Source organism: Deinococcus metalli (assembly GCF_014201805.1).
Taxonomy (GTDB): Bacteria; Deinococcota; Deinococci; order Deinococcales; family Deinococcaceae; genus Deinococcus; species Deinococcus metalli.
This window is the reverse complement of record NZ_JACHFK010000025.1, coordinates 1-22,793: the sequence shown is the minus strand read 5'-3', so window position 1 is coordinate 22,793 and position 22,793 is coordinate 1. Positions and strand designations below refer to the sequence as shown.

Genomic DNA, 22,793 nt, shown 5'->3' with positions numbered 1-22,793 from the left:
TCGTCGATGAAGACGATGCAGGGCGCGCTCTTGCGCGCCTGCTCGAACAGGTCCCGCACGCGGGCGGCACCGACCCCGACGAACATCTCGACGAAATCGGAGCCGGAGATGGAGAAGTACGGGACCTTGGCCTCCCCGGCGACCGCCTTGGCGAGCAGGGTCTTGCCGGAACCGGGGGGGCCGACGAGGAGCACGCCGTGGGGGATGCGGGCGCCGAGGGCGTGGTATTTGTCGGGGGCACGCAGGAAGTCCACGACTTCCTGCAGGTCCTGCTTGGCCTCGTCACAGCCCGCGACGTCCTGGAAGGAGAGCTTGATCTGTCCCTCCGCGATCACCGCCGCCTTGCTCTTCCCGAACGTGCCGGCCGCGTCCGTGTTGCCGCCCTGGCGGCTGCGCAGCAGCAGGATGATCAGGCCCACGATCAGGGCCAGGGTCAGCAGGATGCTCAGCACGCCCAGCACGCTCAGGCGGGCGGGCGGCAGGTACGACACGTTCACGCCGGCCGCCTGCAGGGCGTCGAGCTTCACCACCGGGTCGCCCGTCAGGGTGCGCGTCTCGTAGTCCTGACCGTCCTTGAGTTTGCCGCTCAGCACGACCGTACCGTTCTGGTACGAGATGCGGGCGTCCGCGACCTCGCCGCGGCGCAGCGCCGTGGTGAAGTCCGTGAGATACATGCCGCTGCCCGCGCCGCGCGGCAGGGTAAAGGCCAGCGTGAGCAGCAGCGCCACGCCGGCGAGCAGGGCCCAGAGCCACAGCGGACGTTTCACGGGGACGCGCCCCCACACTCGGTCATGCTTCAGTGTATGCCCGTGTCCGCGCGGTCAATTGCAACGCATGCCCCCACGCTGGGGGCAGCGGACGCGCGCCGGGCGGGACAATCCGGGCAGAAAGCTGTCAGGTTCGTCCGCCATACTCGTCGTCATGTGCGTTCCCGCTGCCCTTGCCACCCCGACTCCTTCCCGCCGCCGAAGGCCGACGCTGCTCGCCACGCTGTCGCTGATGGTGCCGCCTGCTCCGGGCGGCACCGCGCTGACGGGCGTGCTCGGCGTGCTGAGCGCCGCCGGCACCGCCCGCGCCGTGGCGGCTCCGGCCGGCTCGGTGCAGCTGACCTTCACGGTCGATCAGGGCGTGGCGTACGTGAACGGTGACACCAGCGCGTGGACCAGTCCGCCGCGGCTGGTGGCCGGGCGGGCCATGCTGCCGCTGCGCGAGACGGCGCTGCTGCTGGGCCGCCCGATCAGCCGGGCGGAGGGCGTCGCGGCGGGCGCGGTGCAGCTCGGCCGGCTGGTGGTGGACACCCGCGCCGTCAGCGCCTCACTGGGCGGCACGCCGCAGCCGGGCGGCACGGTCGCCGTGGTGGGCGGCGTGCTGTACGTCAGTGCGCGTACCCTGGCCGACACCCTGAACGCCAACCTGGTCTCCGCGGACGACTCGGGGCGCACCCTGACCCTGACCGCGCTGCGCGACGGCGGCAATCCCCTCAGCCCGCAGGCGCGCTTCTCGACGGACAAGGCCGTGTACGCGCCGGGCGAGCGGGTCGTGTACACCGAGTACGCCTTCGACCCGGACGGCGCGGACCTCACGGCCCGCAAGTGGACGGGCCGGCAGGACGTGTACTTCCAGCCTGGCACCTACACCGTCGGCCTGACCGTCACGAACAGCCGGGGGCTCCAGAGCACGCCCTTTACCCGCACGATCCGCGTGCAGGGCGATCCGGTGGACACGCCGCTGACGTACGCGCTGAAATACGCGCTGCCCGGCGACGCCTTCCCCGACGCGCAGGTGCTGACGTACCCGGCCGCGCTGCCCACGCTGCTGCCCGGCGAGACGTCGCCCCTGATCTTCAGCGACAGCCCCGAGGTGCCCGCGCAGAGCGGCGTGCTGTACCAGGACAGCGTGGAGGGCCGCGCGCGGCTGCTGGCGTACCACCTCAACGGCCTGGGGAAGCCGGCGCGGCTGTACGTGCTGGCGCGTAACCTCACGGACCATCCGGTGGACGTCCGCACGGACCGGCTGGGCGAGACGGCGCCCACCCGCATCGAGGGCACGCTGGGGCAGGTCACGCTGATGGAGTACTTCGCCTCCAGCGGCGGCGCCACCCTGAGCCTCGCGCCGGGACAGTCGGCGGCGGTGTACGCCAGCCCCACCCTGAACGCCGGCAGCGGCGTGAACGTGATGCAGGACGTGACCACCACCGGCCGCGTGGAGCTGACCGTGCTGATGCTCGAAGACACCCTGCCGCCCACCGCGCAGGTCGCGCAGCAGCTGCCCTACCTGAAGCCCGACGAGCGGCACGTGCGCGGCACCTTCCCGGACGCCGTGCGGCACCTGCGCGTCACGCTGGGCGCCCTGCCCACCCGCATCACCATCGGGGACGGGCAGCTCGACCCGGCGCTGACGGGCACCGACGCCCTGACCGGCCAGCCGGTGAAGCTCAGCGGCAATTACGGCGTGCTGTACGACCTGGAAGTCAACGGCGCGGCGGGCAGCGCGGTGGCCCTCAGCCCGCGCGGGGGCCTGTACCGGGGCGCCATGAACGTCATCGACGGCCCGATCGTTCAGGCGGTCAAGCTGCCGCGCGTGGGCACCGCCCTGAACCCCGGGTCGCCCACGCTGGTGTGGCGCGCGCAGTCCGACCGGCTGAACATCGACTTCGTGCCGGCCAGCGGCTCGAACCTGCCGATCAGCCTGGTGTTCTACCGCGCGCAGACGCTGCCCGGCTGGGGCGGCGTGATCAAGACCTACCAGCCGTAAGGGGGCCGGCGGCCTAGCGGCCCTGAACGGACTGGGCCGGCCCGGTGCCCGGCATGCGCCGCAGCACACCCAGGATCAGCACGGTGCCGGCCACCGAGAGCAGCGCGCCCATCAGGAACGCCGCGCCGGGGAAGCCCTGGCCCACGCCCAGCGCGTACACGTTCGTGGCAAGGATCGGCCCGACCACCGCCACCAGGCTGTTCAGGCTGGTGACCGCTCCCTGCACGCGGCCCTGCTCGGTCTCGTCCACCTGCTTGGAGATCAATCCCTGGATGGCCGGGTTCGCCAGCCCGCCCAGCGCCCCGACCACCAGCGACGCGTACAGCAGCACGCCGCTGCGGGCCACGCTGAGCACCAGGAATTCCAGCGTGGACGACACCAGCCCGGTCATGATGGTGCGCCGCTCGCCGAAGCGCGCCAGGAAGGGGCCGATCAGCCCGGCCTGCACCCCGGCCGTGAGCAGGCCGAAGAACGCCAGCGCCACGCCGTTCTGGGCGGGCGTCCAGCGCAGCGCGCCCTCGGTGAACAGCACCCACGTGCTGAAGATCACCTGCCCGGCCAGGCCCAGCAGCACGAAGGTGAGCGCCAGGCTGCGCAGGATCGGGTACTCGCCCAGCGCCCGCAGCGGCAGCAGGGGGTTCAGGTCGCCCCGGCGCAGCGCCTGGCCGCGCGCACTCGCCGGCAGCGACTCGGGCAGCACAAACAGGCCGTACAGCACGTTCAGGCCGGTCAGGGCCGCCGCCACCATGAACGGCACGCGCAGGCCGTATTCGCCCAGCAGCCCGCCCAGCGCCGGCCCGAGGATGAAGCCCACCCCGAACATCGCGCCCAGCAGCCCGAAGTTCTTCGCGCGCTCCTCGGGCGGCGACACGTCCGCGATGTACGCGTTGGCGACAGTCAGGCTCGCGCCGGTGATCCCGGCGACCACGCGGCCGACGAACAGCCACGCGAGGTTGGGCGCGAAGGCCAGCAGCAGGTAGTCCAGGCCCATGCCGGTCAGCGCGAACAGCAGCACCGGCCGCCGCCCGAAGCGGTCGCTCAGCGCCCCCAGGATCGGCGCGCAGATGAACTGCATGACCGCGTACATCGCCGTCAGCACCCCGATGGTGCGCGCGCCCGCGACCTCAGAGCCGGCCAGCGATTTGACCAGTCCCGGCAGCACCGGAATGATGATCCCGATCCCCACGATGTCGATCAGCGCGGTCAGCAGGATGAAGATCAGGGCGGCGGGACGGGCACGCATACGGGGCAGTGTAGAGCGGGGCCACCAGGCTTCCCTTCAGCCATCCGGCCTACATTCCCCTTACGTCCGGGGCGTAAAATGTGGAGACTCGTTCGGCGATCGCAGCCGCCTTTCCCCACCCCGGAGGTTCCATGCTCAGAGTCAAGTCCGACTTCACGCCCTCGGGCGACCAGCCCACGGCCATCCGCTCCCTGGTGGACGGCCTGGACTCGGGCCTGCGCTACCAGACGCTCCTCGGGGCGACAGGCACGGGCAAGACGTACTCCATGGCCAAGGTCATCGAGGAGACGCAGCGCCCGGCCCTGATCATGGCCCCGAACAAGATCCTGACCGCGCAGCTCGCCTCCGAGTTCCGCGAGTTCTTCCCGGACGCGGCGGTCGAGTTCTTCATCTCGTACTACGACTATTACCAGCCCGAGGCGTACGTGCCGGGCAAGGACCTGTTCATCGAGAAGGACGCCAGCATCAACCAGGAGATCGAGCGGCTGCGGCACTCGACGACCCGCAGCCTGCTGACCCGGCGGGACACCATCGTGGTCGCGTCGGTGAGCTGTATCTACGGCCTGGGCGACCCGAAGGAGTACACGGCGCTGAACGCGGTGCTGAAAAAGGGCGGCGCGATGCCGCGCGACGAGCTGCTGGGCCGGCTGGTGAACATGCAGTACGAGCGCAACGACATCGAGATGATGCCGGGGCGGTTCCGTGCCAAGGGCGAGATGGTCGAGGTCTGGCCCGCCTATGACGAGCAGCCCCTGCGGATCGAGCTGTGGGGCGACGACATCGAGCGCATCAGTGTGGTGCACCCGCTGACCGGCGACCGGCTGGCCGAGCTGGACGCCACGGTGATCTACCCGGCGAAGCACTACGTGTCCTCGGCGGGGAACATCGAGCGGGCCATCGGCAGCATCCAGCAGGAGCTGGAGGAGCGCCTGGAGTACTTCAAGTCCACCGGCAAGCTGCTGGAGGCGCAGCGCCTCAAGGAGCGCACGCTCTACGACCTGGAGATGCTCAAGGTGCTGGGGTACTGCTCGGGCATCGAGAACTACTCGCGGCACATCGACGGGCGCGCGGCGGGCATGACGCCGTACACCATGCTGGACTACTTCCCGGACGATTTCGTGACCTTCATCGACGAGTCGCACGTGACGGTGCCGCAGATCGGCGGCATGGCGAACGGCGACCGCGCCCGCAAGCAGACGCTGGTGGATTACGGCTTCCGCCTGCCGTCCGCCATGGACAACCGCCCGCTGAACTTCGACGAGTTCATGGGCAAGACCGGGCAGCTCGTGTTCGTTTCGGCCACGCCGGGACCGTTCGAGCGCGAGGTCAGCGACTCGGTGGCCGACCAGATCATCCGCCCGACCGGGCTGGTCGATCCGGAGGTCACGGTGCGGCCCATCAACGGCCAGATCGAGGACCTGCTGGGCCGGGTGCGCGAGAAGGCCGCCATCGGTGAGCGCACGCTGGTGACCACCCTGACCAAGCGCATGTCGGAAGACCTCACCGAGTACCTGCTGGAAAAGGGCGTGCGGGCACGCTACATGCACTCGGACATCGACTCGGTGGAGCGTCAGGTGATCATCCGCGACCTGCGGCTGGGGCACTACGACGTGCTGGTGGGTATCAACCTGCTGCGCGAGGGCCTGGACCTGCCCGAGGTGTCGCTGGTGGCCATCCTGGACGCCGACAAGCCCGGCTTCCTGAGAAGCGAGCGGGCACTGATCCAGACCATCGGCCGCGCGGCGCGCAACGTGAACGGCGAGGTGATCCTGTACGGTGACAGCGTCACGCCCGCCATGCAGTTCGCCATGGAGGAAACCCGCCGCCGCCGCGAGAAGCAGACCGAGTACAACGAGGAGCACGGCATCACGCCCACCACCGTCATCAAGGGCGTGCGCAACGTGATCCGCGGCGAGGAGCAGCCGGAGGAGATCAGCTCCGCCACCGTCGGCACCGACCGGGACACGCTCAGCGCGCAGCTCACGGACCTGGAACTCGACATGTGGCAGGCCTCGGAGGACCTGGACTTCGAGAAGGCCGCCTCGCTGCGCGACCAGATCCGCGCCATCGAGGCGAAGCTCCAGGGCAAGGAGTTCAAGCAGGCGACCGTGCCCGGGCAGAAGGTCCGGTCGCGGGGCCGGCGCTAGGCGACCGGGTTGCGCGTCACTCCACGCCGCCGTCGTCTGGGACCACGCGGTCCCGGCCGGTCGCCTTGCCGCGGTACAGCAGGGTATCCGCGCGGCGCAGCGCGTCCTGAAGGTCGCCGTCCGGGCACGGGGTCACGCCGGCGGTGAAGGTCACGTCGGGCAGTGGGCCCGGCGCGCTGCGCTGCCGCCGCAGGGTGTCCAGGCAGACATGGGCGTCCGGCACGGCGAGGCCCGGGAACAGCGCCACGAACTCCTCGCCGCCGCTACGGGCCACGAAGGCGCCGGGCAGCTCCCGCCGCAGCCGGGCGGCGAAGGCGTGCAGGACGCGGTCTCCGGTCTCGTGGCCGTACCGGTCATTCACGGCCTTGAAGTGGTCGATGTCGATGATCGCCACAGCGCCGGGCCGCTCGCGCAGGAGCCGGGGGCCTTCGTCGAGCAGGTGGCGGCGGTTGGGCAGGCCGGTCAGGTCGTCGGTCTGGCTCAGGCGACCGAGTTCGTCGGCGCGGCGCTGGCCGGCCTCGGCCTGGGCCCGCATCAGCTCTGTGCGGTGCATGACCTCCAGCGCGCTGACCCGCCGATCGTGCTCCTCGTCGCGCAGCGCGCGGTAGGCCTGCACGTGCGCCCGCAGGTGACCCAGCGCCTCGGCCGGCTGGTCCAGGGCCTCGTGGATGTCGGCCAGCAGCGCGTGCGCGTGCATGGCCATGGAGCGCAGCCGCGCGGCCTGGGCCGCCTCCAGAAAGCCGCTCAGCAGCTCCCGGGCCTCCGTGTACCGCGCCTGGGCCATCAGGAGCCTGGCCAGGGGGTCCGCGGCCTCCCACATGGGCCGGTCGTCGTGCAGCGACTGCCGGTGCAGGGCGCTTCGCAGCAGCGCCTCGGCGCGGACCGGATCGCTGCCGGCCTCCAGCGCGCCCTGCTGGGCCAGCGCCATTGTGTGCACGTAGGGCAGGCCGCGGCGCTCCCCGAGCGTGCGGGCGCACTCCAGGTGCGTGCGGGCCTCGTCGGGCGCTCCGGCCAGTACGGCGGCGGTGGCGAGGTTCAGGTGCGCGAACGCCTGCCCTTCGATGTTGTCCGCATGCCGGAAACTCTCCAGCGCCTGGAGGAGGTATGGCCGGCCCTGTTTCGTGCCGTGATCGTTGTGCATCACGCCGATGTCGTGCAGGGTGCAGGCCTCGATCTCCGTCTCGCCCAGCGCGCGGCACAGGGCCAGCTGCTCCTCGACCAGCGCCATGCTCTGCGCCACCTCACCGATCTCGAAGCCCAGCGCAATGCGGATGTTCAGGGCCCGGCACACCCACACGTCCCGCACGCCGGCCCGTCCCAGTACGGGCTCCAGCCCTTCCAGGGCCTCGACCATGCGCCCCGAGCGCCAGCTCGCGTAGGCGTCCAGCACGTGCGCGGCCGCCTCGACCGGCGGGGTGGGCGGGTGGCCCTCCAGCCAGCGGCGCGCGCCCGCCGCGTCGGCCACGCTGCGGGCCCGGTCGCGCTCCCGCTCTGCCCACGCGTTCTCCAGGCGGGCCAGCCACTCGTCGCCCGTGCCTGGGGTCCGGTTCGTGACGGTCATCCTGGCACGATGATAGGACGCGCCCTCTGTCTGGATTCTTGCCCGGCTCCGTCCTGCACTGTGCCCATCAGCCCCGGGATGACAGCGCGCTCAATGTCCGCGCAGGACTTCGCCAATTCCCCGTGAACGCCCGCCTGATCCGCGCCGCCGCCCCCGCAGGGACAATGCCTGCCAACGGGCCCGCCGCCGGCGGACTATCAGGAGGCCCCATGAGCACAGCGAAGACGACCATGAAGGCCGTGGTGTGGCACGGCATCGGCGATATCCGCGTGGACGACGTGCCGCAGCCCACCCTCCAGGAGCCCACGGACGCCATCGTGCGCGTGACGGCCAGCGCGATCTGCGGCACGGACCTGCACTTCATCCGGGGCACCATGAGCGGCATGGTGCCGGGCACCATCCTGGGCCACGAGGGCGTGGGCGTGGTCGAGGCGGTCGGCACAGACGTTCGGAACTTCGCGCCGGGTGACCGCGTGGTGATTCCCTCGACCGTGTCGTGCGGCTCCTGCCCCCAGTGCCGTCAGGGGAACACCGCGCAGTGCGATAACGCCAACCCGAACGGCCCGGCCGCCGGCACCGCCTTCTACGGCGGCCCGAAGGAGTCCGGTCCGCTGCAGGGCCTCCAGGCCGAGAAGGCGCGTATCCTGCACGCGAATTCCAGCCTGATCAAGCTGCCGGACAACGTTTCGGACGAGCAGGCCATCTTGCTGTCGGACATCTTCCCCACCGCGTACTTCGGCGCGGAACTCGCGGGCGTCACGACTGGCAGCGTGGTCGTGGTGCTGGGCTGCGGACCGGTCGGGCAGTTTGCGATCATCAGCGCGAAGCTGCGGGGCGCCACGCGGATCATCGCGGTGGACCGCCTGGACGACCGCCTGGCCAAGGCCCGCGAGAACGGCGCGGAGACCGTGAACTTCGAGCACGAGGACCCGGTCCAGGCCGTGCTGAGACTGACCGGCGACGTGGGCGCGGACTGCGTGATCGACGCGGTCGGCGTGGACGCCCAGCACGCGCACGGCGGTCCCGCCAGACCCGACCGCGCCACCGAGAAGAAAGACCGCGAGACCGTGCAGCAGGTCGCCCCGGACGCCAAACCCACCAGGGGCGGCCAGTGGGTGCCGGGCGACGCGCCCACGCAGGCGCTCGAGTGGGCGGTCGAGATGGTACGCAAGGCCGGGCAGATCGGCATCATCGGCGTGTACTCGCCCAGCGTGGAGAAGTATCCCCTCGGCAAGGCCATGAACAAGAACCTGACGGTGCGCATGGGCAACTGCAACCACCGCACGCACATCCCGAAGCTGCTGGAGTACGTGGCGGCGGGCGTGGTCGATCCGACGACGATCATCACCGAGCACGAGCACATCGAGGACGCCATCAGCGCGTACGAGGCCTTCGACAAGCGCCAGCCGGGCTGGATCAAGGTGGAACTGCACCCCCAGGCCTAAGCCAGCCGGCCGATGTCGTCGTCCGGCCGGGGAAGCGCACACTGGGCAGCAATGTCCAGCGTGCGCTCCTTCGTTCCTTCCGACGCGCCCGGCGTGGCGGCGGTGCAGGTTCGCAACTACCGCCACGACTACGCCCCCCTGTGCCCGCCGGGCTTCTGGGACGGCGTGGGTGTGGAGGAACAGACCGGCGACTGGATGACGTGGCTCACGGATCACCCGGCCGACGTGCTGCTCGTCGCGCGGGACGGCAGGGAGGTGGTGGGCTACGTTCTGGCACGGGTGCACCCATTCCACGGTGCGGACGCGGAGGTGCTGGCGCTGCACGTCCGGCCGGAGTCGCGCGGACACGGACACGGCGCGGCGCTGCTGCGGGCCGCAGTGGAGGCGCTGCGCGGGCGGGGCGCACGGAGCGTCGGTCTGGGCACGCTGGAGGGCAACCCGGTGCGCGCGTGGTACGCGGCGCTGGGCGGACAGGAGGTTGCCGTGGTGGAGCAGGACGCGGACGGCTGGCCGCTTCGCGAGGTCGTGTTCGTGTGGCCGGACACGGACGCGCTGCTGGACGCGCTGCGCTGAGTCGCCTTCAGGGAGGATTCGGGAACCATTCAGCTGGACTGCCCATAATGGAGGGCGGACAAGGAGAACTGCATGCTTGAGGCCAAGGTCCACCCCCACCGTGAGTTCCTGCTCGCCCAGACCGCCGGGCAGAAACTGTTCCTGACCCTGACCGTCACTCCCACCGCGCAGGCGCAGGCGGCCCGCCCGGACCTGAGCGTGGTGTTCGTGGTGGACACCAGCGGCTCCATGCGCGAGGTCGTGACCGAGCCCACCGGCACGACCGGCCGGACGACCACCGTGGACGGCAAGAAGTACGAGATCGTCAAGGGCGCGCGCAACAAGCTGGAACTGCTCACTGAGGCGCTGAACGGCATCATCCAGTCTGATCTGCTGCGCCCCGAAGACCGCCTGGCGCTGGTGAAGTTCGACGACATGGCGGACGTGCTCGTTCCCTTCACGCCCGCGACCGACACGCAGCGGCTGCTGGCCGGCGTGGAGCGGCTCGACTGGTACTCGGGCGGCACGAACATGGGCCTGGGCATGCAGGCCGGTGCCAAGCTGCTCCAGGGCGAGACCGGCAGCCGCCGCATGGTGCTGCTGACCGACGGGCAGGCCTTCGACGCGCCGGTCGTGGAGGAGCAGGCGGGCGTGCTGGCCGGGCTCCAGATTCCCGTGACGACGGTCGGCGTGGGCGACGAGGTCAACACCGAACTGCTGACCCTGATCACCGACCGCACGCAGGGCCAGCCCATCGACGTGGTGCCCGACACCGACAACCCGCAGCCGCCCGCCGTGCGCGCCACCGAGCTGCCGCTGGCGCTGCTGGGCGACCTGAAGCAGGCCGCGAACGAGGTCGTCACGAACGTCGCCCTGAGCGTCCGAACCGTCAAGGACGTGGTGCTCGACCGCGTGACGCGCGTGCAGCCCACCCAGACCGAGGTCGCCCGCGCCGACGGTCCCCTCCAGCTCGGGAACGTGGAGGCCGGCATCGGCGCGACGTACGTGCTGGAGTTCACGCTGCCCGCACGGCCCGCCGCCCGCATGCGGCTGGCGCAGCTGGGCCTGACGTATCAGGTGCCCGGCGCGAACTACCGCGGCGAGCTGCCCCCGCTGGACGTGGTCGTGGAGTTCACGGGCAATGAGTCGATGGCCGCCCGCGTCGATCCGGCGGTCATGCAGTGGGTACAGCAGCGCAACATCGAGGGTCTGGTCGCGCAGGCCACCCGCGAGGCGCGGAGCGATCCGGCGCAGGCCGCCAAGACCCTGGAACTGGCGCGCTCCATGACCCAGCGCCTCGGCAACGGCGCGATGACGCAGGTGCTCGACCGGGCCATCGGGGAACTGGGCAGTTCCAAAACCATCTCGCTGGGCACGGCCAAGACCATGCGGCTGGGCGCCAAGACCCAGACCCTCAAGACCTCGGACGGCACCCTGCCCTCGGACGAGGACATCCGGCGGATGACCGGCGCTTGAAGGGGCTGTGAGCGGCCCGACCTGCCCGGTGTGCGGCTCGCCCGTCGGCGCGGCGGACACGGTGTGCCGCACATGCGGCGCCCCGCTCACGCCCGCGGCGGCGTCGGCGGCGGCCAAAGCAGTCACGGCCGCGCTGGCGCTGCCGGCCGGGTGCACGCTGGCGGGCGGGCAGTATGTGCTCAGCCGCGTGCTGGGCCGCGGGGGCTTCGGCATCACCTACGACGCCCAGGACGTGCGGCTGGGCCTGCGCGTGGCCGTCAAGGAACTGTTCGTGGACGGCTCGCAGCGCCGCGTGGCGACCGTCGTGCCGCCCGGCAACCTCAGCCCCGCCGAGTTCCAGGAAACCAAGAAGCGCTTCCTGGACGAGGCGAAGGTGCTGGCTCGCTTCAACGACCCCGGTATCGTGCGCGTCCTGAATTATTTCGAGGAGAACGGCACCGCATACCTCGTGATGGAGTTCCTGGAGGGCATGACGCTGGGGGGCGCCATCGAGAAGAACGGCCCGCTGCCGCCGGCGGTGGCGCTGGAGGTCGCGCGCTCCCTGACGCGGACGCTGGAACTCGTGCACGGGGCCGGGCTGCTGCACCGCGACATCAAGCCGGACAACGTCTTCCTGCACAAGTCCGGGCGGATCGTGCTGATCGACTTCGGGTCGGTGCGCGCCTACGCGCCGGGCCAGACGGTCAGCCACACGCGGCTGGTGACGCCCGGCTACGCGCCGCTGGAGCAGTACGGCAACAGCGCCCGCTACGGCCCCTACACCGACATCTACTCGCTGGGTGCGACCCTGCACCACGCCCTGACCGGCCAGATGCCGCCCGCCGCCACCGACCTGATGCTGGGCACGCCGCTGCCGGCGCTGCCACCCGGCACGCCCACGCCGCTGCGCCGGGCGATCGAGAAGTCCATGGCGCTGCGCGTGGAAGACCGCCCGCAGACGGCCCGCGCGCTGGAAGAACTGCTGGTCGGACCGCTCCAGGCGACGCCCGTCACGCCGCGCCCTGCGCCCACGCCGGCCCCCCCGGCGCCTCGGCCACCGCCCACGCCGGCACCGACGCCGGCCCCACAGCCACGACCGGCCCCGGCACCGACCACCCGGCCCCCGCCCCAGCCGACCCCGGCGCCCCAGCCACGGCCGCAACCCACCCCGACGCCCGCGCCGGTCGCGCCGAAGCCGGCACCCGCGCCGGTGGCCCCGGTGACGCTGCCGCAGAAGCCGGCGCCGGTTCCCCAGCCGGCCCCACCGAACATTCCGATGCCGCCGCGCCGCACTCCGCTGCCACGCACGCTGCTGGTCGCGCTGTGCGTGGGCCTGGGCGGCGTGACGGGGCTGGCGCAGCTGCCCGCGCTTCTCCCGGCCATCGGGCAGCTCGGCACGGCGGGGCTGGCGGTCGCGGGCGTGATCGGGGCGGCGGCGGGCTTCGCGGCCGGGCAGCTCGCGTGGCTGGCGCTGCCGGTCGCGCTGCCCCTGGGCGCGGCGGGCCTGACCGTGCTGTACGCCCAGGGTGCCAGCCTGCACTGGCCGACCGTCGCGGCGCTGGGCGTCATCGCGGCCGTCCTCTCGATCTTCGTCCTGCGGCTCGTCCGCCGCATCTAGCCGCCCCGGTTTCCGCCCACCCATTCCCCGGAGGAACACACCATGTCGATCACCTGCACCGTCTGCGGCACCGTCAACCCCGATGGCACCACCTATTGCGAGGGCTGCGGCGTGGAGCTGAGCCCCCAGCAGGCCGCCGCGCCCGCCCCGGCCAGCCCCACCGACCCCACCCCGGCGCTCGTGGACGGCGACCTGACGCCGCCGGACGCCCCCGTGCCGCACAGCCCGGCCGTGCAGACGCCGGACACCCCGGAACTCGCGGCGGGCGTGCCCGACATGCCCATGACCGAGAGCCCGGACGCCACCCCGGCCAGCACGGCGGACGCCGCGGCACCCGGCGCCGCCCTGCCCGAGACGGGCGCTGCTGAGACCACGGCTACCAGCCCGGACGTCACCGAACCGGCGCCCGTCGCCGCCGCAGCACCCGCGCCCACGGCCCCCACCGCGGCGCCGTCGGACATGCCCGCGAAGCTGGGCATCAAGAAGTACGGCGCGCCCACCGGCGAGTTCATTCCGCTGCACGGCGAGCGGCTGGTCGTGGGGCGCTTCGACGCGTCGAGCGGCCCGGTGGACATCGACCTGACCGGCATGGGCGGCCAGGAGCACATCAGCCGCCGCCACGCCGAGCTGTACCGCGAGAACGGCGTGTGGACCGTGCGCGACCTGGGCTCCACCAACGGCGTGTATGTCAAGCGGGCCGGAGAGAGTGCGTTCTCGCCCCGGTTGCAGGAACCCGCCCCGCTGCACGACGGCGACGAGCTGGCCTTCGGGAACCTGATGCTGACCTTCCACCAGGGCTGATGGCCGACACGGATGACAGGCCCCAGCCCCAGGACTGGGAGGACACGGCCGCGACGTTACGCGACCTCTTCGGCAACAAGGCGCAGGTGCAGGACGCCGCGCCGGCCGAGGCCGCCGAACCCGACCTGACTGCCTTCGACACGGGCGAGCACCCGCTGCCTGTGCTGGGCGAGGACGCGCTGCCGGCCGAGCTTCCGGCAGCGGAGCATACAGAGTTCATTCCAGCCGACGATGCGCCCACGGTGACTGGAGACGAACGCAGCGCTGAGCCCTCCCACGCTCCTCTTTCCATCCCCGCTGCCGGGTCAGTCGAGAACGAGGAGCCGCAGGCGGACTCAACGCCTGTGCCGGCCGCTCCACCGCTTCCCACACCGACCCCAGTCCCCTCTCCCGCCCCCGCCCCGGTCGGCTTCTCGAACGATCTGGAGGAGGAGGTCTACGCTCCCAGCGCGCCCACCAGCGGCCCGGCGGTGGGCGACGAGGTGGACGGCTACCACCTCAACGAGGATATGGGGCGCGGGTGGTTCATCGCGAGTCCGCTGGCGAGCGGGCCGAGCGTCGAGGTGTACGCGCGGCCGGAGCCGCTGTGGGCGCGGGCGCAGCCGCACCGGGCGCTGCCGCGCTTCACGCAGGCGGGCACGCTGCATGTGCTCGACCCGGTGGGCGGCGAGCCGCTGCGGGCGCCGCTGGACGCGGGCGCCGCGCTTGCCCACATCACAGAGCTGGCCCGGCTGATCTTCGCGCTGGAAAAACAGGGCCTCGCCGTGGTGGACCTCGACCCGGACGCGCCGCGCGTGACGCCGCAGGGCCTGCGCCTGCGCTTCCCGCCGCGCGTGGCCCGCGTGGGCGACGTGCCGGAGGTCGCCGTGCGCGAGGGCTACACGCCGCCGGAGGTGCTGGCGGGCCAGCCGGTGGACGCGCGCAGCGGCGTGTACGCGCTGGGTGCGCTGCTGTACACGTGGCTGACCGGGGGCACGCTGCCGCCCGAGGGCGCGTCGGATGCCGTGCTGGGCGGCCTGTCCGTGGCGGGCGTACCGCAGCTGCTGCGCGGCATGCTGGGGCCGCCCCTGAAGCGGCTGGAGCCCGCACAGGTGCTCGCGGCCCTGAAAACGCTGGCCCTGCCCGCCCTGCCCGCGTACCACGTGGCGGCGGCGACCTCGGTGGGCCTGAACCCGGAGCGGCCCATGAACGAGGACAGCTACGGCTTCACGTGGCGGCAACTCGGCGTACACGCCACGTCCACGGTGGCGCTGCGCGCGTGCGTGTCCGACGGCATGGGCGGCATGGCGGCGGGCGAGGTGGCAAGCGCGGCGGCCGTGCAGGCCTTCCTGAATTCGGAGAAGACCACCCTGCCGGAGATGGTGTGGGACGCGAACGCGGCTGTGCTCGCCGCGATGGTCGGGCGCGACGGCGGCTGCACCTTCAGCGGTGTGGACGTGCGTGGGCCGCAGCTCCAGCTCGGCCACGTGGGCGACACGCGCGCGTACGTCCGGCAGGGCGGCGTCGTGCGGCAACTGAGCCGCGACCACTCGTACGTGGCGGCGATGGTCGCGTCCGGCCAGATGACGCCCGAGGAGGCGCAGACCAGCCCGGAACGCAACAAGGTGCTGCGCTCGCTGGGCAGCCTGCGGGTGCCGCAGGACAACTATGTACAGACGCTCGACGCGCCGCTCGAGCTGACGCCGGGCGACCGCGTGCTGCTCGTCAGCGACGGCGTGTGGGGCGAGGTGCCGGACGCAGAGCTGATGCCGCTGCTGGACACGCTGCCCCTTCAGGAGCTGGTGGACCGGCTGATCGACCTCGCCCTCGCGGCGGGCGCGCCGGACAACGCGACGGCGCTGGTCATCGAGCGCGTCCGCTGAGCCGGCTCACGGCGCGTGCGTCAGGGTACACGTGCCGAGCTTCAGCTCCTGCACGGCGGCCGCGCGGTCCGCGGGCGTATGGGCCACGCCGATCACGGCCAGGGCCGTCTCCAGGCGGGCGGGCAGGTCGGCCAGGGTGCCGCTGGCGAGCACGCCCTCCACTTCCAGCGCGTCCAGCGGGCCTTCGACCACGCACGCGAGCCCCACTCCGCCCTGGCGCGCGTCGAGCAGATCCAGGGCGATCAGGGTGCCGCGGGCCGGATCGAGGATCAGGGCGCCCCGGTCCGCGCGGTAGGTGGCGGGCGTGCCGGTCGGTGGCGTGGTGTCCACGCGCAGGGTGGTGCGGAACCGCTCGCCGTCGGCGGTCGTGGCGCTGAGCGTCCACACCTGACCGGGCTGCACTGGGGCGGTCGGCGTGACCGCGGCCGCAGCGGTGCACAGGAAGCCCAGGCCGGACAGCAGCCATCGCCGGACACGCGGAGTCATGCGCGCAGGCTAGCGCGGCGGGCGGGCGCGGTACGCTCTGGGGAATGAATGCCAAGGGTGACCTGATCGCGCGCCTGTCGGCGCTGGGCCTGGGCGCGGCGACCTTCGAGGCCGAGGCGAGCGGCCCGCCGCATGACCTGACGTTCCGTGCCCGCGTGCTGGTGGGCGGGCACCCCCTGGGGGCGGGCGGTACGGGGCGCAGCAAGAAGGACGCCGAACGTGCCGCGGCCGAGTCCGCCCTGCACGCCCTGGACGGCGGCGCGCCGGACGTGGATGACGCCCCGCTCCCGCCGGGCCGCTGGCCGGTGTACGCGGCGGTGCTGGCACAGGCGCTGGACGCCGCGGTGGAGCTCTCGGGCGAGGACGCCACGCTGGACGAGGTGCGCGCGAACGCCGCGCGGCTGTACCGTGATCTGCTCATGGAGCTGGGTCATGGCCCGGAGGATGCGTGACACTGGGCGCATGAAGGATTCCTGGCCCTGGCGCCCCGCAGGCGTGCTGTTCGACATGGACGGCGTGCTCACCGCGAACAACCACCACCACCGGCAGGCGTGGGCGGAGACCGCACGCACCGTGCTGGACCTGCACCTGACCGAGGAGGACCTGGACACCAAGGTGGACGGCGGCCGCAACCCGGAGATCATCGAGCGCCTGACCGGCCGCGCGCCGGACGCCGACTTGGCCGCCCGCTTCGAGGACGCCAAGGAGGGCCGCTACCGCGAGCTGGCCGCCGGCGCGCTGAGCGAGGTCGCGGGCCTGAGCGCGTACCTGGACGCCCTGGACGCCCGCGGCATTCCCTTCGCACTGGTCACGAGCGCCGGCCTGCCGAACGTGGCCTTCGGCATGGCGCAGCTGGGCTTCGGAGCACGTTTCGTGAGCCGAGTGACGGGCGAGGACGTGTCGCGCGGGAAGCCGCACCCGGAACCGTTCCTGCTGGGCGCGCAGCGGCTGGGCGTGGACGCCGCCGAGTGCCTGGCGCACGAGGACGCGGTCAACGGCGTGCGCAGCGCGGCCGGTGCGGGCTGCCGCGTGGTGGCCCTGACGACCACCGCGCCCCCGCAGGCCCTGCTGGACGCGGGCGCGTCGCTGACCGTGCCGGACTTCACCGGCTGGGCCGCGTGGCTGGCGTGACGTGAGGGACGGACCGGCGTGAAGGGCGCGGACGCCGAGGCCCGCGCCGAGACGCACCTGCGCGCCCTGGGCCGGGAGGTCGTGGCGCGCAACTACCGCATTCCGGGCGGCGAGATCGACGTCGTGACCCGCGAGGCGGACGGCACGCTGGTGTTCACCGAGGTGCGCCAGCGGCTCCGGGCAGCCCACGGCAGCGCGGCGGAGTCCGTCACGCCGCGCAAGCTCGCGCTGATGCACCGCGCCGCCCTGACCTACCTGACGCGCGAACTGGGCCGCGACGACGTGCCGTGCCGGCTGGAGGTGCTGACCATCGACGGTCCGGCCGCGTCCGGAACCATCACGGTCATTGCACTGGAGGGCTGATCCTCTACAGCGACTCGCGCAGGATGCGCTCCAGATCGTCCCGGCCCGGCGTGATGGGCGCCACGGCCAGCAGCCGCTGCTGTTTCAGCGCGCCGTCGATCAGCGCGGGTAGGTCGGCCTTGCCGTAGCCGAGGTCGCGCAGGCGGGTGGGGGCGCCCACGTCGCGCATCAGGGCCGTCAGCGCCCGCGGCAGGGCCTCGCGATCGCCGGGCATCTGCGGCTCGCCCGTCAGATATTCAGCGGCCAGGACGTGCTTGGCAGGGTCGGCATCGAAGGTGAAGCGGAACGCGGCGGGGGCCGTCACGATCACGCTCACGCCGTGCGGGATGAACGCCTTCGTGCCGGGGTAGCCCGGGGGGTGCGCGGCGTGCCGCAGCCCCGCGATGGGATACGCGCACGCGTGTGGAATGTGAACGCCCGCCGAGCCGAAGCCCACGCCAGCCATGGTCGCGGCCAGCATCATGAAGCCGCGCGCTTCCACGTCGGCGCCGCCTTGCACGGCGCGGCGCAGGAAGCGGCCCCCGGTGCGCAGCGCCTCGGCCGACCACAGGTCCGCGACCGGGTTGCTGCCCTGGTAGGGCGGGCGCGCGGCAGGTGACTCCGGGCGGGGCCGGGTGGTGTAGGGGCGGCTCAGGAAACTCTCGGCGGCGTGGCAGACCACGTCCAGGCCGGCGGCAGCGGTCACGGCAGCGGGCGCCGTGCGGGTCAGGAGGGGATCGACGAGCGCCTGCGCGGGCCGCAGCGCGCGGTGGCTGATCCCGGTCTTGATCCCCAGGTGCGGCAGGTCCACGATCGCCACGGTCGTCGCCTCCGACCCGCTGCCGGAGGTGGTGGGAACGGCGAGCAGCGGGCGCAGCGGCCCCGGCGGCACGCGGCCCCCGCCGACAGGCGGATTTACCCAGTCCATGATCTCGCCGCCGTGTGTCGTCAGGAGGTTCGCGACCTTCGCGGTGTCGATGGCGCTGCCGCCCCCGATGGCGACAAAGCCGTCCGGCGCCGCGTCCCGGGCCGCCGCGACTGCTCTCTGGAGCGCGGCCAGCTCCGGTTCGGTGTCCACGTCGTCGAAGAGCACCACGTCCACCCCGGCGGCGCGCAGGCTGTCCAGCACGCCCTGCGCCGTGCCCGCCGCGTGCACATACGGATCGATGACCACGAAGGCCCGCTCCACGCCCAGGCGGCCGAGTTCCCACCCGGCATCCGCGCTGGCGCCGGGGCCAAACTTCACGGGCGTGGCCTCGATGGTAAAGATGCTCTCGCGCGGCTCCGGCGCGGCGTTCGCGGTGTCCATGCTGACCTCCAGCGCCGGCGGCGCGTGTTCCAGTGGAATGCCGGCAGGCTAACACCCGGCCAGCGCCGACACGCGGAGCGCGTGCCGTAGAATCCGGCCATGCGCAGCGCGTACCTGACCGCCGCCCGCGCCCTGCAACTGGGGCGCGAGTGGGCGGTCGCGGGCGACCAGCGCCGCGCCTTGGCCGCGTACGAGGAAGCGCTCGCGCTGCTGCGCGTTCTGCCGCCCGAGCGCACGCGCGACGTGCTTCTGGCGCACACGCACCTCGCGTTCTACCAGACGCTGGAACTCGTGGGCGCCCGCGGCGGGCAACACCACCTGCACCTGGGCGTCAGCTATGCCCGAGCGACCCGCGATCCGCTGGCCCGCGCGATCGCCGAGGAGTGCCTAAGCGGCCTTGACGTCGTGATGTGAGGCCGCGCCGCCCGGAACCGTGGGCAGCGCGGAGAAAGGAAGTGGCGCTACTGGCCCTGACCGGGGAGTTGCAGCTGGGCGGTGGTCTTGCCGGCCTTCTTGTCGTACGCGCATTGCAGGGGCAGCTGGCCCAGCGCGGTGGTCGTCTTGCCGACGATGTTGATGGTCACGGGCAGGTTTGCGAGCGTCCAGCCGCCGCCCGCCACGGGCTGCGTGCCGCTCACCACAGCCGCCGCCGGGGCGTCTAGCAACGTGGCGACGTGCTCGCCGGTCGCCAGGGGCCGACTCTGCGTGACCAGCGTCTTCAGGGGAATGGACTGCCCACCGGCGCCGACCGACAGGGTTTCGGCGTCCAGGGCGGCCTCCTTGCACTCCTCGATGAAGCGGTACTTGCTGATGCCGTTGGCGTCACGGTCGCTGTAGATGGGATTGTTCCGCACCGCCACCGCCGTCACGAAGCCCAGCAGGGCCACGCTCAGCAGCAGCGCCAGCCACAGCAGGGGGCGGCCCACGCCCGAGCGGCTTTTCGTCTGGGTCAGTTCGCTCATGTCGCTTCCCAGCATAGCGTCCGGCACCCGCGACGGATGGTCACGCCGGAGGCCATCCGGGCGCGCTCTCGCGCTGCACGCCGGCCATGCCCACGCGGGCGAGCGCCCCGGCCACGCTCTCGCCGCTGCGGGGATGCCGCAGGTCCGGGCTCAGGTCGGCCAGCGGAGCCAGCACGAAGGCCCGCTCCCACGCGCGCGGGTGGGGCAGCTGCGGCTCGCCCTCCCCCGCCACGCCGTCCGAGACCACGTCGCCGTAGGTGATCAGGTCGAGATCGAGCACGCGGGCCGCCCAGCGCTCGCGGCGTTTCCGCCCGGCCCGCGCCTCGATGGCGTGCAGGGCGGCGAGCAGGTCACGTGGAGAGTGCGCGGTCTCCAGTGCCAGCACCGCGTTCAGGTAGTCCGGCTGCCCGGCCGGGCCACCCACCGGCGCGGTGCGGTACAGGCCGGACACGCCGCGCCGCGTCCCCAGGCGCGCGACCTCGTCCACCGCCCACACCAGCGTCTCCAGCGGGCGGCCCAGGTTCGCCCCCAGCGCCACGTGGGCCATGCTCACGCGTTCAGGTCCCCGCGCTCCAGGCTCAGTTCGGCATACACGTCGCGGAACACGCCGGGCAGCGGCGCGAAGGGCTTGTGCACCCGCACCACCACGCGCGCCAGCCGGGGCTGGTCGCGCAGCACCCGCCGGGCGATGCGGTCGGTCAGCACCTCAATCAGGCGGTGGCGCCGGCCCGTGACCTCGTCGCGGATTGCGTCGTACACGGCGGCGTAGTTCACGGCGCGGTCCAGCTCGTCCGGGAGTCCGGCGAAGTCGTAGTGCAGTTCGGCGTCCACCACAAAACGCGCGCCCAGCACGGCCTCGCTGTCGTACACGCCGTGCCGCGCGTGGAATTCCAGTCCCTCGAGGACAACCCGGCTCGTCACGCGTCCGAGTGTAGCCCCTGGGGGACCGCGTCCAGCGCCGCCTGCACACGCAGCGCCTGGACGTGGGCGGCCGCTGCGTGCGCCCGCACCAGCGCCGCGCCGCTCGCCGCCGCGTGCAGGTGCAGCGCGAGGCTGCCGGGATCGCGCTCGGCGGCCACCGGCACCCCGGCGATGAAGTCGATCAGCCGCTTGCGGCTCGCGCCGATCAGCACCGGACACGGCCCCACCGTGAGGCGCGGCAGGGCGCGCAGCAGGGCCAGGTTGTGCTCCAGCGTCTTGCCAAAGCCGATGCCGGGGTCGAGGAGCACGCCCGGCACGCCGGCCGCGAGCACCTCCCCGGCCCGCGTGGTCAGAAAGTCGCTCACCTCGCCCACCACGTCGTCGTAGCGCGGCGAGACCTGCATGGTGCGCGGCTCGCCCTGCATGTGCATGACGCACGCGGCCGCGCCGGCCTGCACGCAGACCTCGACCATCTCCAGGTCGCACAGACCGGTCACGTCATTCACCACGTGCGCGCCGGCCCGCAGCGCCCCGGCGGCCACCTCGGGCTTCATGGTGTCCACCGAGATCACCACGTCCTCGCCGGCCAGCGCACGGATCAGCGGCAGCACGCGGTCGAGTTCGCGCTCGGCCGGGACGGGCTCGGCGCCCGGCCGGGTACTCTCGCCGCCCACATCCACCATCAGGACGCCCGCGGCCCGCATCCCCCGCGCCGACGCCAGAGCCGCGTCCAGCCCCGCGTGCACGCCCCCGTCGCTGAAACTGTCCGGCGTGACGTTCACGATCCCCATGACGGCCGTGCCGCTCCACGACAGCCGCCAGCCATCCGGCGTGCGCACGGCGCCGGGCACCGGGCGGCGGAAGTCCAGGGTGTGAAATCGCGTCAAGGGTCGGTGCCGCCCTCCGCCTCGGCCGGCGACACGCGGTCCGGCCTCAGCTGGAAGCTCGCCATCACCCGGTAGCGGTCCGGGAAGGCGTCCACGAGGGCCGGCATGCGCCGACCGGAGCGGAAGGGCACAAAGGATTCCTCCGTGATGGGCAGCCGGGTGTCCAGCGCCGTCTCGACCGGGTGCCCGGCGGGAATGGGCGTGCCGGGCCGGAGGGAGTACTTCACGCCGGGCGCAGCGCTGCTGGCCCGCACCGTGAGTTCCTTCGGGCCGCCGGACGCGGCGGGCGTGCCGTCCTCGCGCTCAGCGCGCGTCACGGCGCACACGGCGTAGATGACCGGCTCGGCCGTGTTCTCGGCCAGCGTGTACAGCGCGGTGCTCGCGCTCACGTCCGCCCGACGTGACAGTTCACCCAGCGCCCGGCCAGTCGGCCCGAAGCGCTGAAGCATGTCCTGCATCAGATCTGCCGGGATCAGGATCGCGGCGGCGCCCGTATTGCACAGCGTCTCGATCACCTGCTCCAGCCGGTCGCCCTCAAAGGCGTCGTGCAGGTCGCTCAGCAGGTCATCGTCGCCCAGCAGCAGCGCGTGGCTGATCTCGTGCGCCAGGGTAAAGCGTTGTCGTTCGGGCCGCACGCTGGAATTGATCATGATCACGCGGTGTTCGGGGTCGTAGGCGCCGTCGCGGTCGCCCATGGGCATGAACAGCAGTTTCACGTCCGGCAGGCCCACCATCAGGCTGTGAGCGTCCCGGCCGGGCACGGCCAGCGCGTAGGCGGCGGCCAGTTCGCGCATCCGGGTCTTGGCCTGGGCGAGCATCGCGGGCGGCGTGGCGAGCGCGTCGGTCACGCCCGCAGCTTACCCGGATTGGGTTCCGCTGGGAACTGCCGGGAGGCCGGGCGCTACTCGATGTCGCGCGATTCCGCCGCGCGCAGCGACGCGACCAGTGCCACGTAGTCCGCCTGCGCCTGCGCAGGTTCCATGCCGCGCAGGGCGGCCCACGCATCGTGCTTGGCGTTGCCGGCAAGGTCGAACCCTCCGGGTCGCTCGCCCTGCACGTCGCCCAGCGTGCCCTGCTTGTACAGCGCGTACAGGCGCAGAAGCTGCGCCGTGTTCGGTTTGCGGGTCAGGGTCTGGACCTCCAGCCGGGCCTGTTCAAAAGCACTCACCGGCCGAGTGTATCGGGTCACAGGGCAGCCAGAGCACGGCTGCCCTTCAATCAGGCACAAGAAGAGCGCCCGGATCCTTCACAGGATCCGGGCGCGTCAATGGATGATGGCAGTGGTGGTGAAGCGGGGTGCGGAGCGCTGTAGAAAGG

The 22,793-nt window shown here is 72.3% G+C and carries 23 protein-coding genes; 12 read left to right on the top strand and 11 right to left on the bottom strand.

Annotated features, from left to right (window positions below; all coding sequences use genetic code 11):
- A partial coding sequence (locus HNQ07_RS23520; RefSeq protein WP_184116421.1) for an ATP-dependent metallopeptidase FtsH/Yme1/Tma family protein occupies positions 1–767 on the bottom strand: 767 nt, incomplete at its 3' end.
- Positions 768–921: 154 nt separating this feature from the next.
- Between HNQ07_RS23520 and HNQ07_RS23515 the strand changes: the two genes are divergently transcribed.
- Positions 922–2,754 carry a copper amine oxidase N-terminal domain-containing protein gene (locus HNQ07_RS23515; protein ID WP_229832353.1) on the top strand — a complete coding sequence of 611 codons (1,833 nt, stop codon included), beginning with the start codon at positions 922–924 and terminating at the stop codon, positions 2,752–2,754.
- 13 nt (positions 2,755–2,767) lie between these two features.
- On the opposite strand, the gene HNQ07_RS23510 is transcribed toward HNQ07_RS23515, so the two are convergent.
- Positions 2,768–3,997: a TCR/Tet family MFS transporter gene (locus tag HNQ07_RS23510; protein ID WP_184116419.1), complete on the bottom strand. Its 1,230-nt coding sequence runs from the start codon at positions 3,995–3,997 to the stop codon at positions 2,768–2,770.
- Between the two features lie 131 nt (positions 3,998–4,128).
- On the opposite strand from HNQ07_RS23510, the gene uvrB reads away from it, so the two are divergent.
- On the top strand, positions 4,129–6,144 hold the full coding sequence (gene uvrB / locus HNQ07_RS23505) for an excinuclease ABC subunit UvrB (protein ID WP_184116417.1): 2,016 nt from the start codon (positions 4,129–4,131) through the stop codon (positions 6,142–6,144).
- A gap of 16 nt (positions 6,145–6,160) precedes the next feature.
- On the opposite strand, the gene HNQ07_RS24495 is transcribed toward uvrB, so the two are convergent.
- On the bottom strand, positions 6,161–7,705 hold the full coding sequence (locus HNQ07_RS24495; protein ID WP_184116415.1) for a GGDEF domain-containing protein: 1,545 nt from the start codon (positions 7,703–7,705) through the stop codon (positions 6,161–6,163).
- A gap of 209 nt (positions 7,706–7,914) precedes the next feature.
- On the opposite strand from HNQ07_RS24495, the gene HNQ07_RS23495 reads away from it, so the two are divergent.
- The 6 genes from HNQ07_RS23495 (at position 7,915) to HNQ07_RS23470 (ending at position 15,438) form a co-directional block, all read left to right on the top strand.
- Complete coding sequence (locus HNQ07_RS23495) at positions 7,915–9,150, top strand: zinc-dependent alcohol dehydrogenase (protein ID WP_229832351.1); 1,236 nt, start codon at positions 7,915–7,917, stop codon at positions 9,148–9,150.
- 51 nt (positions 9,151–9,201) lie between these two features.
- Entirely contained in the window at positions 9,202–9,723 is a 522-nt protein-coding gene (locus HNQ07_RS23490) for a GNAT family N-acetyltransferase (protein WP_184116412.1), read from the top strand.
- Positions 9,724–9,795: 72 nt separating this feature from the next.
- Positions 9,796–11,178: a vWA domain-containing protein gene (locus tag HNQ07_RS23485; RefSeq protein ID WP_184116410.1), complete on the top strand. Its 1,383-nt coding sequence runs from the start codon at positions 9,796–9,798 to the stop codon at positions 11,176–11,178.
- A 7-nt stretch (positions 11,179–11,185) separates the two neighbouring features.
- A complete protein-coding gene (locus HNQ07_RS24490) occupies positions 11,186–12,775 on the top strand; it encodes a serine/threonine-protein kinase (protein ID WP_184116408.1) in 1,590 nt (529 codons plus the stop codon).
- Between the two features lie 42 nt (positions 12,776–12,817).
- The gene (locus tag HNQ07_RS23475) at positions 12,818–13,576 is read left to right on the top strand and encodes an FHA domain-containing protein (RefSeq protein ID WP_184116406.1); all 759 of its coding nucleotides are present in this window, start codon (positions 12,818–12,820) and stop codon (positions 13,574–13,576) included.
- Complete coding sequence (locus HNQ07_RS23470; protein ID WP_184116404.1) at positions 13,576–15,438, top strand: protein phosphatase 2C domain-containing protein; 1,863 nt, start codon at positions 13,576–13,578, stop codon at positions 15,436–15,438. Before HNQ07_RS23475 ends, HNQ07_RS23470 begins: the two co-directional genes overlap by 1 nt.
- Positions 15,439–15,444: 6 nt before the next feature.
- Here HNQ07_RS23470 and HNQ07_RS23465 read toward each other — a convergent pair whose 3' ends face one another.
- On the bottom strand, positions 15,445–15,924 hold the full coding sequence (locus tag HNQ07_RS23465) for a hypothetical protein (RefSeq protein WP_184116402.1): 480 nt from the start codon (positions 15,922–15,924) through the stop codon (positions 15,445–15,447).
- Positions 15,925–15,968: 44 nt separating this feature from the next.
- Between HNQ07_RS23465 and HNQ07_RS23460 the strand changes: the two genes are divergently transcribed.
- Genes HNQ07_RS23460 through HNQ07_RS23450 form a run of 3 tightly spaced genes read left to right on the top strand, consistent with a single transcriptional unit; the run spans position 15,969 to position 17,418 of the window.
- Complete coding sequence (locus HNQ07_RS23460) at positions 15,969–16,376, top strand: putative dsRNA-binding protein (protein ID WP_184116400.1); 408 nt, start codon at positions 15,969–15,971, stop codon at positions 16,374–16,376.
- Positions 16,377–16,386: 10 nt separating this feature from the next.
- Positions 16,387–17,055: an HAD family hydrolase gene (locus HNQ07_RS23455; RefSeq protein WP_184116398.1), complete on the top strand. Its 669-nt coding sequence runs from the start codon at positions 16,387–16,389 to the stop codon at positions 17,053–17,055.
- 18 nt (positions 17,056–17,073) lie between these two features.
- On the top strand, positions 17,074–17,418 hold the full coding sequence (locus tag HNQ07_RS23450) for a YraN family protein (RefSeq protein ID WP_184116396.1): 345 nt from the start codon (positions 17,074–17,076) through the stop codon (positions 17,416–17,418).
- Positions 17,419–17,422: 4 nt separating this feature from the next.
- On the opposite strand, the gene HNQ07_RS23445 is transcribed toward HNQ07_RS23450, so the two are convergent.
- Positions 17,423–18,706, bottom strand: a complete 1,284-nt coding sequence (locus HNQ07_RS23445; RefSeq protein ID WP_184116394.1) for a hydroxyacid-oxoacid transhydrogenase — start codon at positions 18,704–18,706, stop codon at positions 17,423–17,425.
- A 99-nt stretch (positions 18,707–18,805) separates the two neighbouring features.
- On the opposite strand from HNQ07_RS23445, the gene HNQ07_RS23440 reads away from it, so the two are divergent.
- Positions 18,806–19,120 carry a hypothetical protein gene (locus HNQ07_RS23440; RefSeq protein ID WP_184116392.1) on the top strand — a complete coding sequence of 105 codons (315 nt, stop codon included), beginning with the start codon at positions 18,806–18,808 and terminating at the stop codon, positions 19,118–19,120.
- Positions 19,121–19,167: 47 nt separating this feature from the next.
- Here the strand turns inward: HNQ07_RS23440 and HNQ07_RS23435 are convergent, their stop codons facing one another.
- The 6 genes from HNQ07_RS23435 to HNQ07_RS23410 form a co-directional block, all read right to left on the bottom strand.
- Positions 19,168–19,668: a hypothetical protein gene (locus tag HNQ07_RS23435; protein ID WP_184116390.1), complete on the bottom strand. Its 501-nt coding sequence runs from the start codon at positions 19,666–19,668 to the stop codon at positions 19,168–19,170.
- A 40-nt stretch (positions 19,669–19,708) separates the two neighbouring features.
- Positions 19,709–20,215, bottom strand: coding sequence for a 2-amino-4-hydroxy-6-hydroxymethyldihydropteridine diphosphokinase (gene folK / locus HNQ07_RS23430; RefSeq protein WP_184116428.1), 507 nt, complete (start codon positions 20,213–20,215; stop codon positions 19,709–19,711).
- A gap of 2 nt (positions 20,216–20,217) precedes the next feature.
- The gene (gene folB / locus HNQ07_RS23425) at positions 20,218–20,589 is read right to left on the bottom strand and encodes a dihydroneopterin aldolase (RefSeq protein ID WP_184116388.1); all 372 of its coding nucleotides are present in this window, start codon (positions 20,587–20,589) and stop codon (positions 20,218–20,220) included.
- On the bottom strand, positions 20,586–21,476 hold the full coding sequence (gene folP / locus HNQ07_RS23420) for a dihydropteroate synthase (RefSeq protein ID WP_229832349.1): 891 nt from the start codon (positions 21,474–21,476) through the stop codon (positions 20,586–20,588). Before folP ends, folB begins: the two co-directional genes overlap by 4 nt.
- A complete protein-coding gene (locus HNQ07_RS23415) occupies positions 21,473–22,270 on the bottom strand; it encodes an ImmA/IrrE family metallo-endopeptidase (RefSeq protein WP_184116424.1) in 798 nt (265 codons plus the stop codon). The genes folP and HNQ07_RS23415 overlap by 4 nt, the downstream gene beginning before the upstream one ends.
- A gap of 107 nt (positions 22,271–22,377) precedes the next feature.
- The gene (locus HNQ07_RS23410) at positions 22,378–22,644 is read right to left on the bottom strand and encodes an acyl-CoA-binding protein (protein ID WP_184116386.1); all 267 of its coding nucleotides are present in this window, start codon (positions 22,642–22,644) and stop codon (positions 22,378–22,380) included.
- Between the last annotated feature and the right edge of the window lie 149 nt (positions 22,645–22,793).

Coding starts and splice junctions, on each gene's coding strand:
- HNQ07_RS23515 (WP_229832353.1), top strand. CDS start 922: ATGTGCGTTCCCGCTGCCCTTGCCACCCCGACTCCTTCCCGCCGCCGA.
- HNQ07_RS23510 (WP_184116419.1), bottom strand. CDS start 3,997: ATGCGTGCCCGTCCCGCCGCCCTGATCTTCATCCTGCTGACCGCGCTG.
- uvrB (WP_184116417.1), top strand. CDS start 4,129: ATGCTCAGAGTCAAGTCCGACTTCACGCCCTCGGGCGACCAGCCCACG.
- HNQ07_RS24495 (WP_184116415.1), bottom strand. CDS start 7,705: ATGACCGTCACGAACCGGACCCCAGGCACGGGCGACGAGTGGCTGGCC.
- HNQ07_RS23495 (WP_229832351.1), top strand. CDS start 7,915: ATGAGCACAGCGAAGACGACCATGAAGGCCGTGGTGTGGCACGGCATC.
- HNQ07_RS23490 (WP_184116412.1), top strand. CDS start 9,202: ATGTCCAGCGTGCGCTCCTTCGTTCCTTCCGACGCGCCCGGCGTGGCG.
- HNQ07_RS23485 (WP_184116410.1), top strand. CDS start 9,796: ATGCTTGAGGCCAAGGTCCACCCCCACCGTGAGTTCCTGCTCGCCCAG.
- HNQ07_RS23475 (WP_184116406.1), top strand. CDS start 12,818: ATGTCGATCACCTGCACCGTCTGCGGCACCGTCAACCCCGATGGCACC.
- HNQ07_RS23470 (WP_184116404.1), top strand. CDS start 13,576: ATGGCCGACACGGATGACAGGCCCCAGCCCCAGGACTGGGAGGACACG.
- HNQ07_RS23465 (WP_184116402.1), bottom strand. CDS start 15,924: ATGACTCCGCGTGTCCGGCGATGGCTGCTGTCCGGCCTGGGCTTCCTG.
- HNQ07_RS23460 (WP_184116400.1), top strand. CDS start 15,969: ATGAATGCCAAGGGTGACCTGATCGCGCGCCTGTCGGCGCTGGGCCTG.
- HNQ07_RS23455 (WP_184116398.1), top strand. CDS start 16,387: ATGAAGGATTCCTGGCCCTGGCGCCCCGCAGGCGTGCTGTTCGACATG.
- HNQ07_RS23445 (WP_184116394.1), bottom strand. CDS start 18,706: ATGGACACCGCGAACGCCGCGCCGGAGCCGCGCGAGAGCATCTTTACC.
- HNQ07_RS23440 (WP_184116392.1), top strand. CDS start 18,806: ATGCGCAGCGCGTACCTGACCGCCGCCCGCGCCCTGCAACTGGGGCGC.
- HNQ07_RS23435 (WP_184116390.1), bottom strand. CDS start 19,668: ATGAGCGAACTGACCCAGACGAAAAGCCGCTCGGGCGTGGGCCGCCCC.
- folK (WP_184116428.1), bottom strand. CDS start 20,215: ATGGCCCACGTGGCGCTGGGGGCGAACCTGGGCCGCCCGCTGGAGACG.
- HNQ07_RS23415 (WP_184116424.1), bottom strand. CDS start 22,270: ATGCGCGAACTGGCCGCCGCCTACGCGCTGGCCGTGCCCGGCCGGGAC.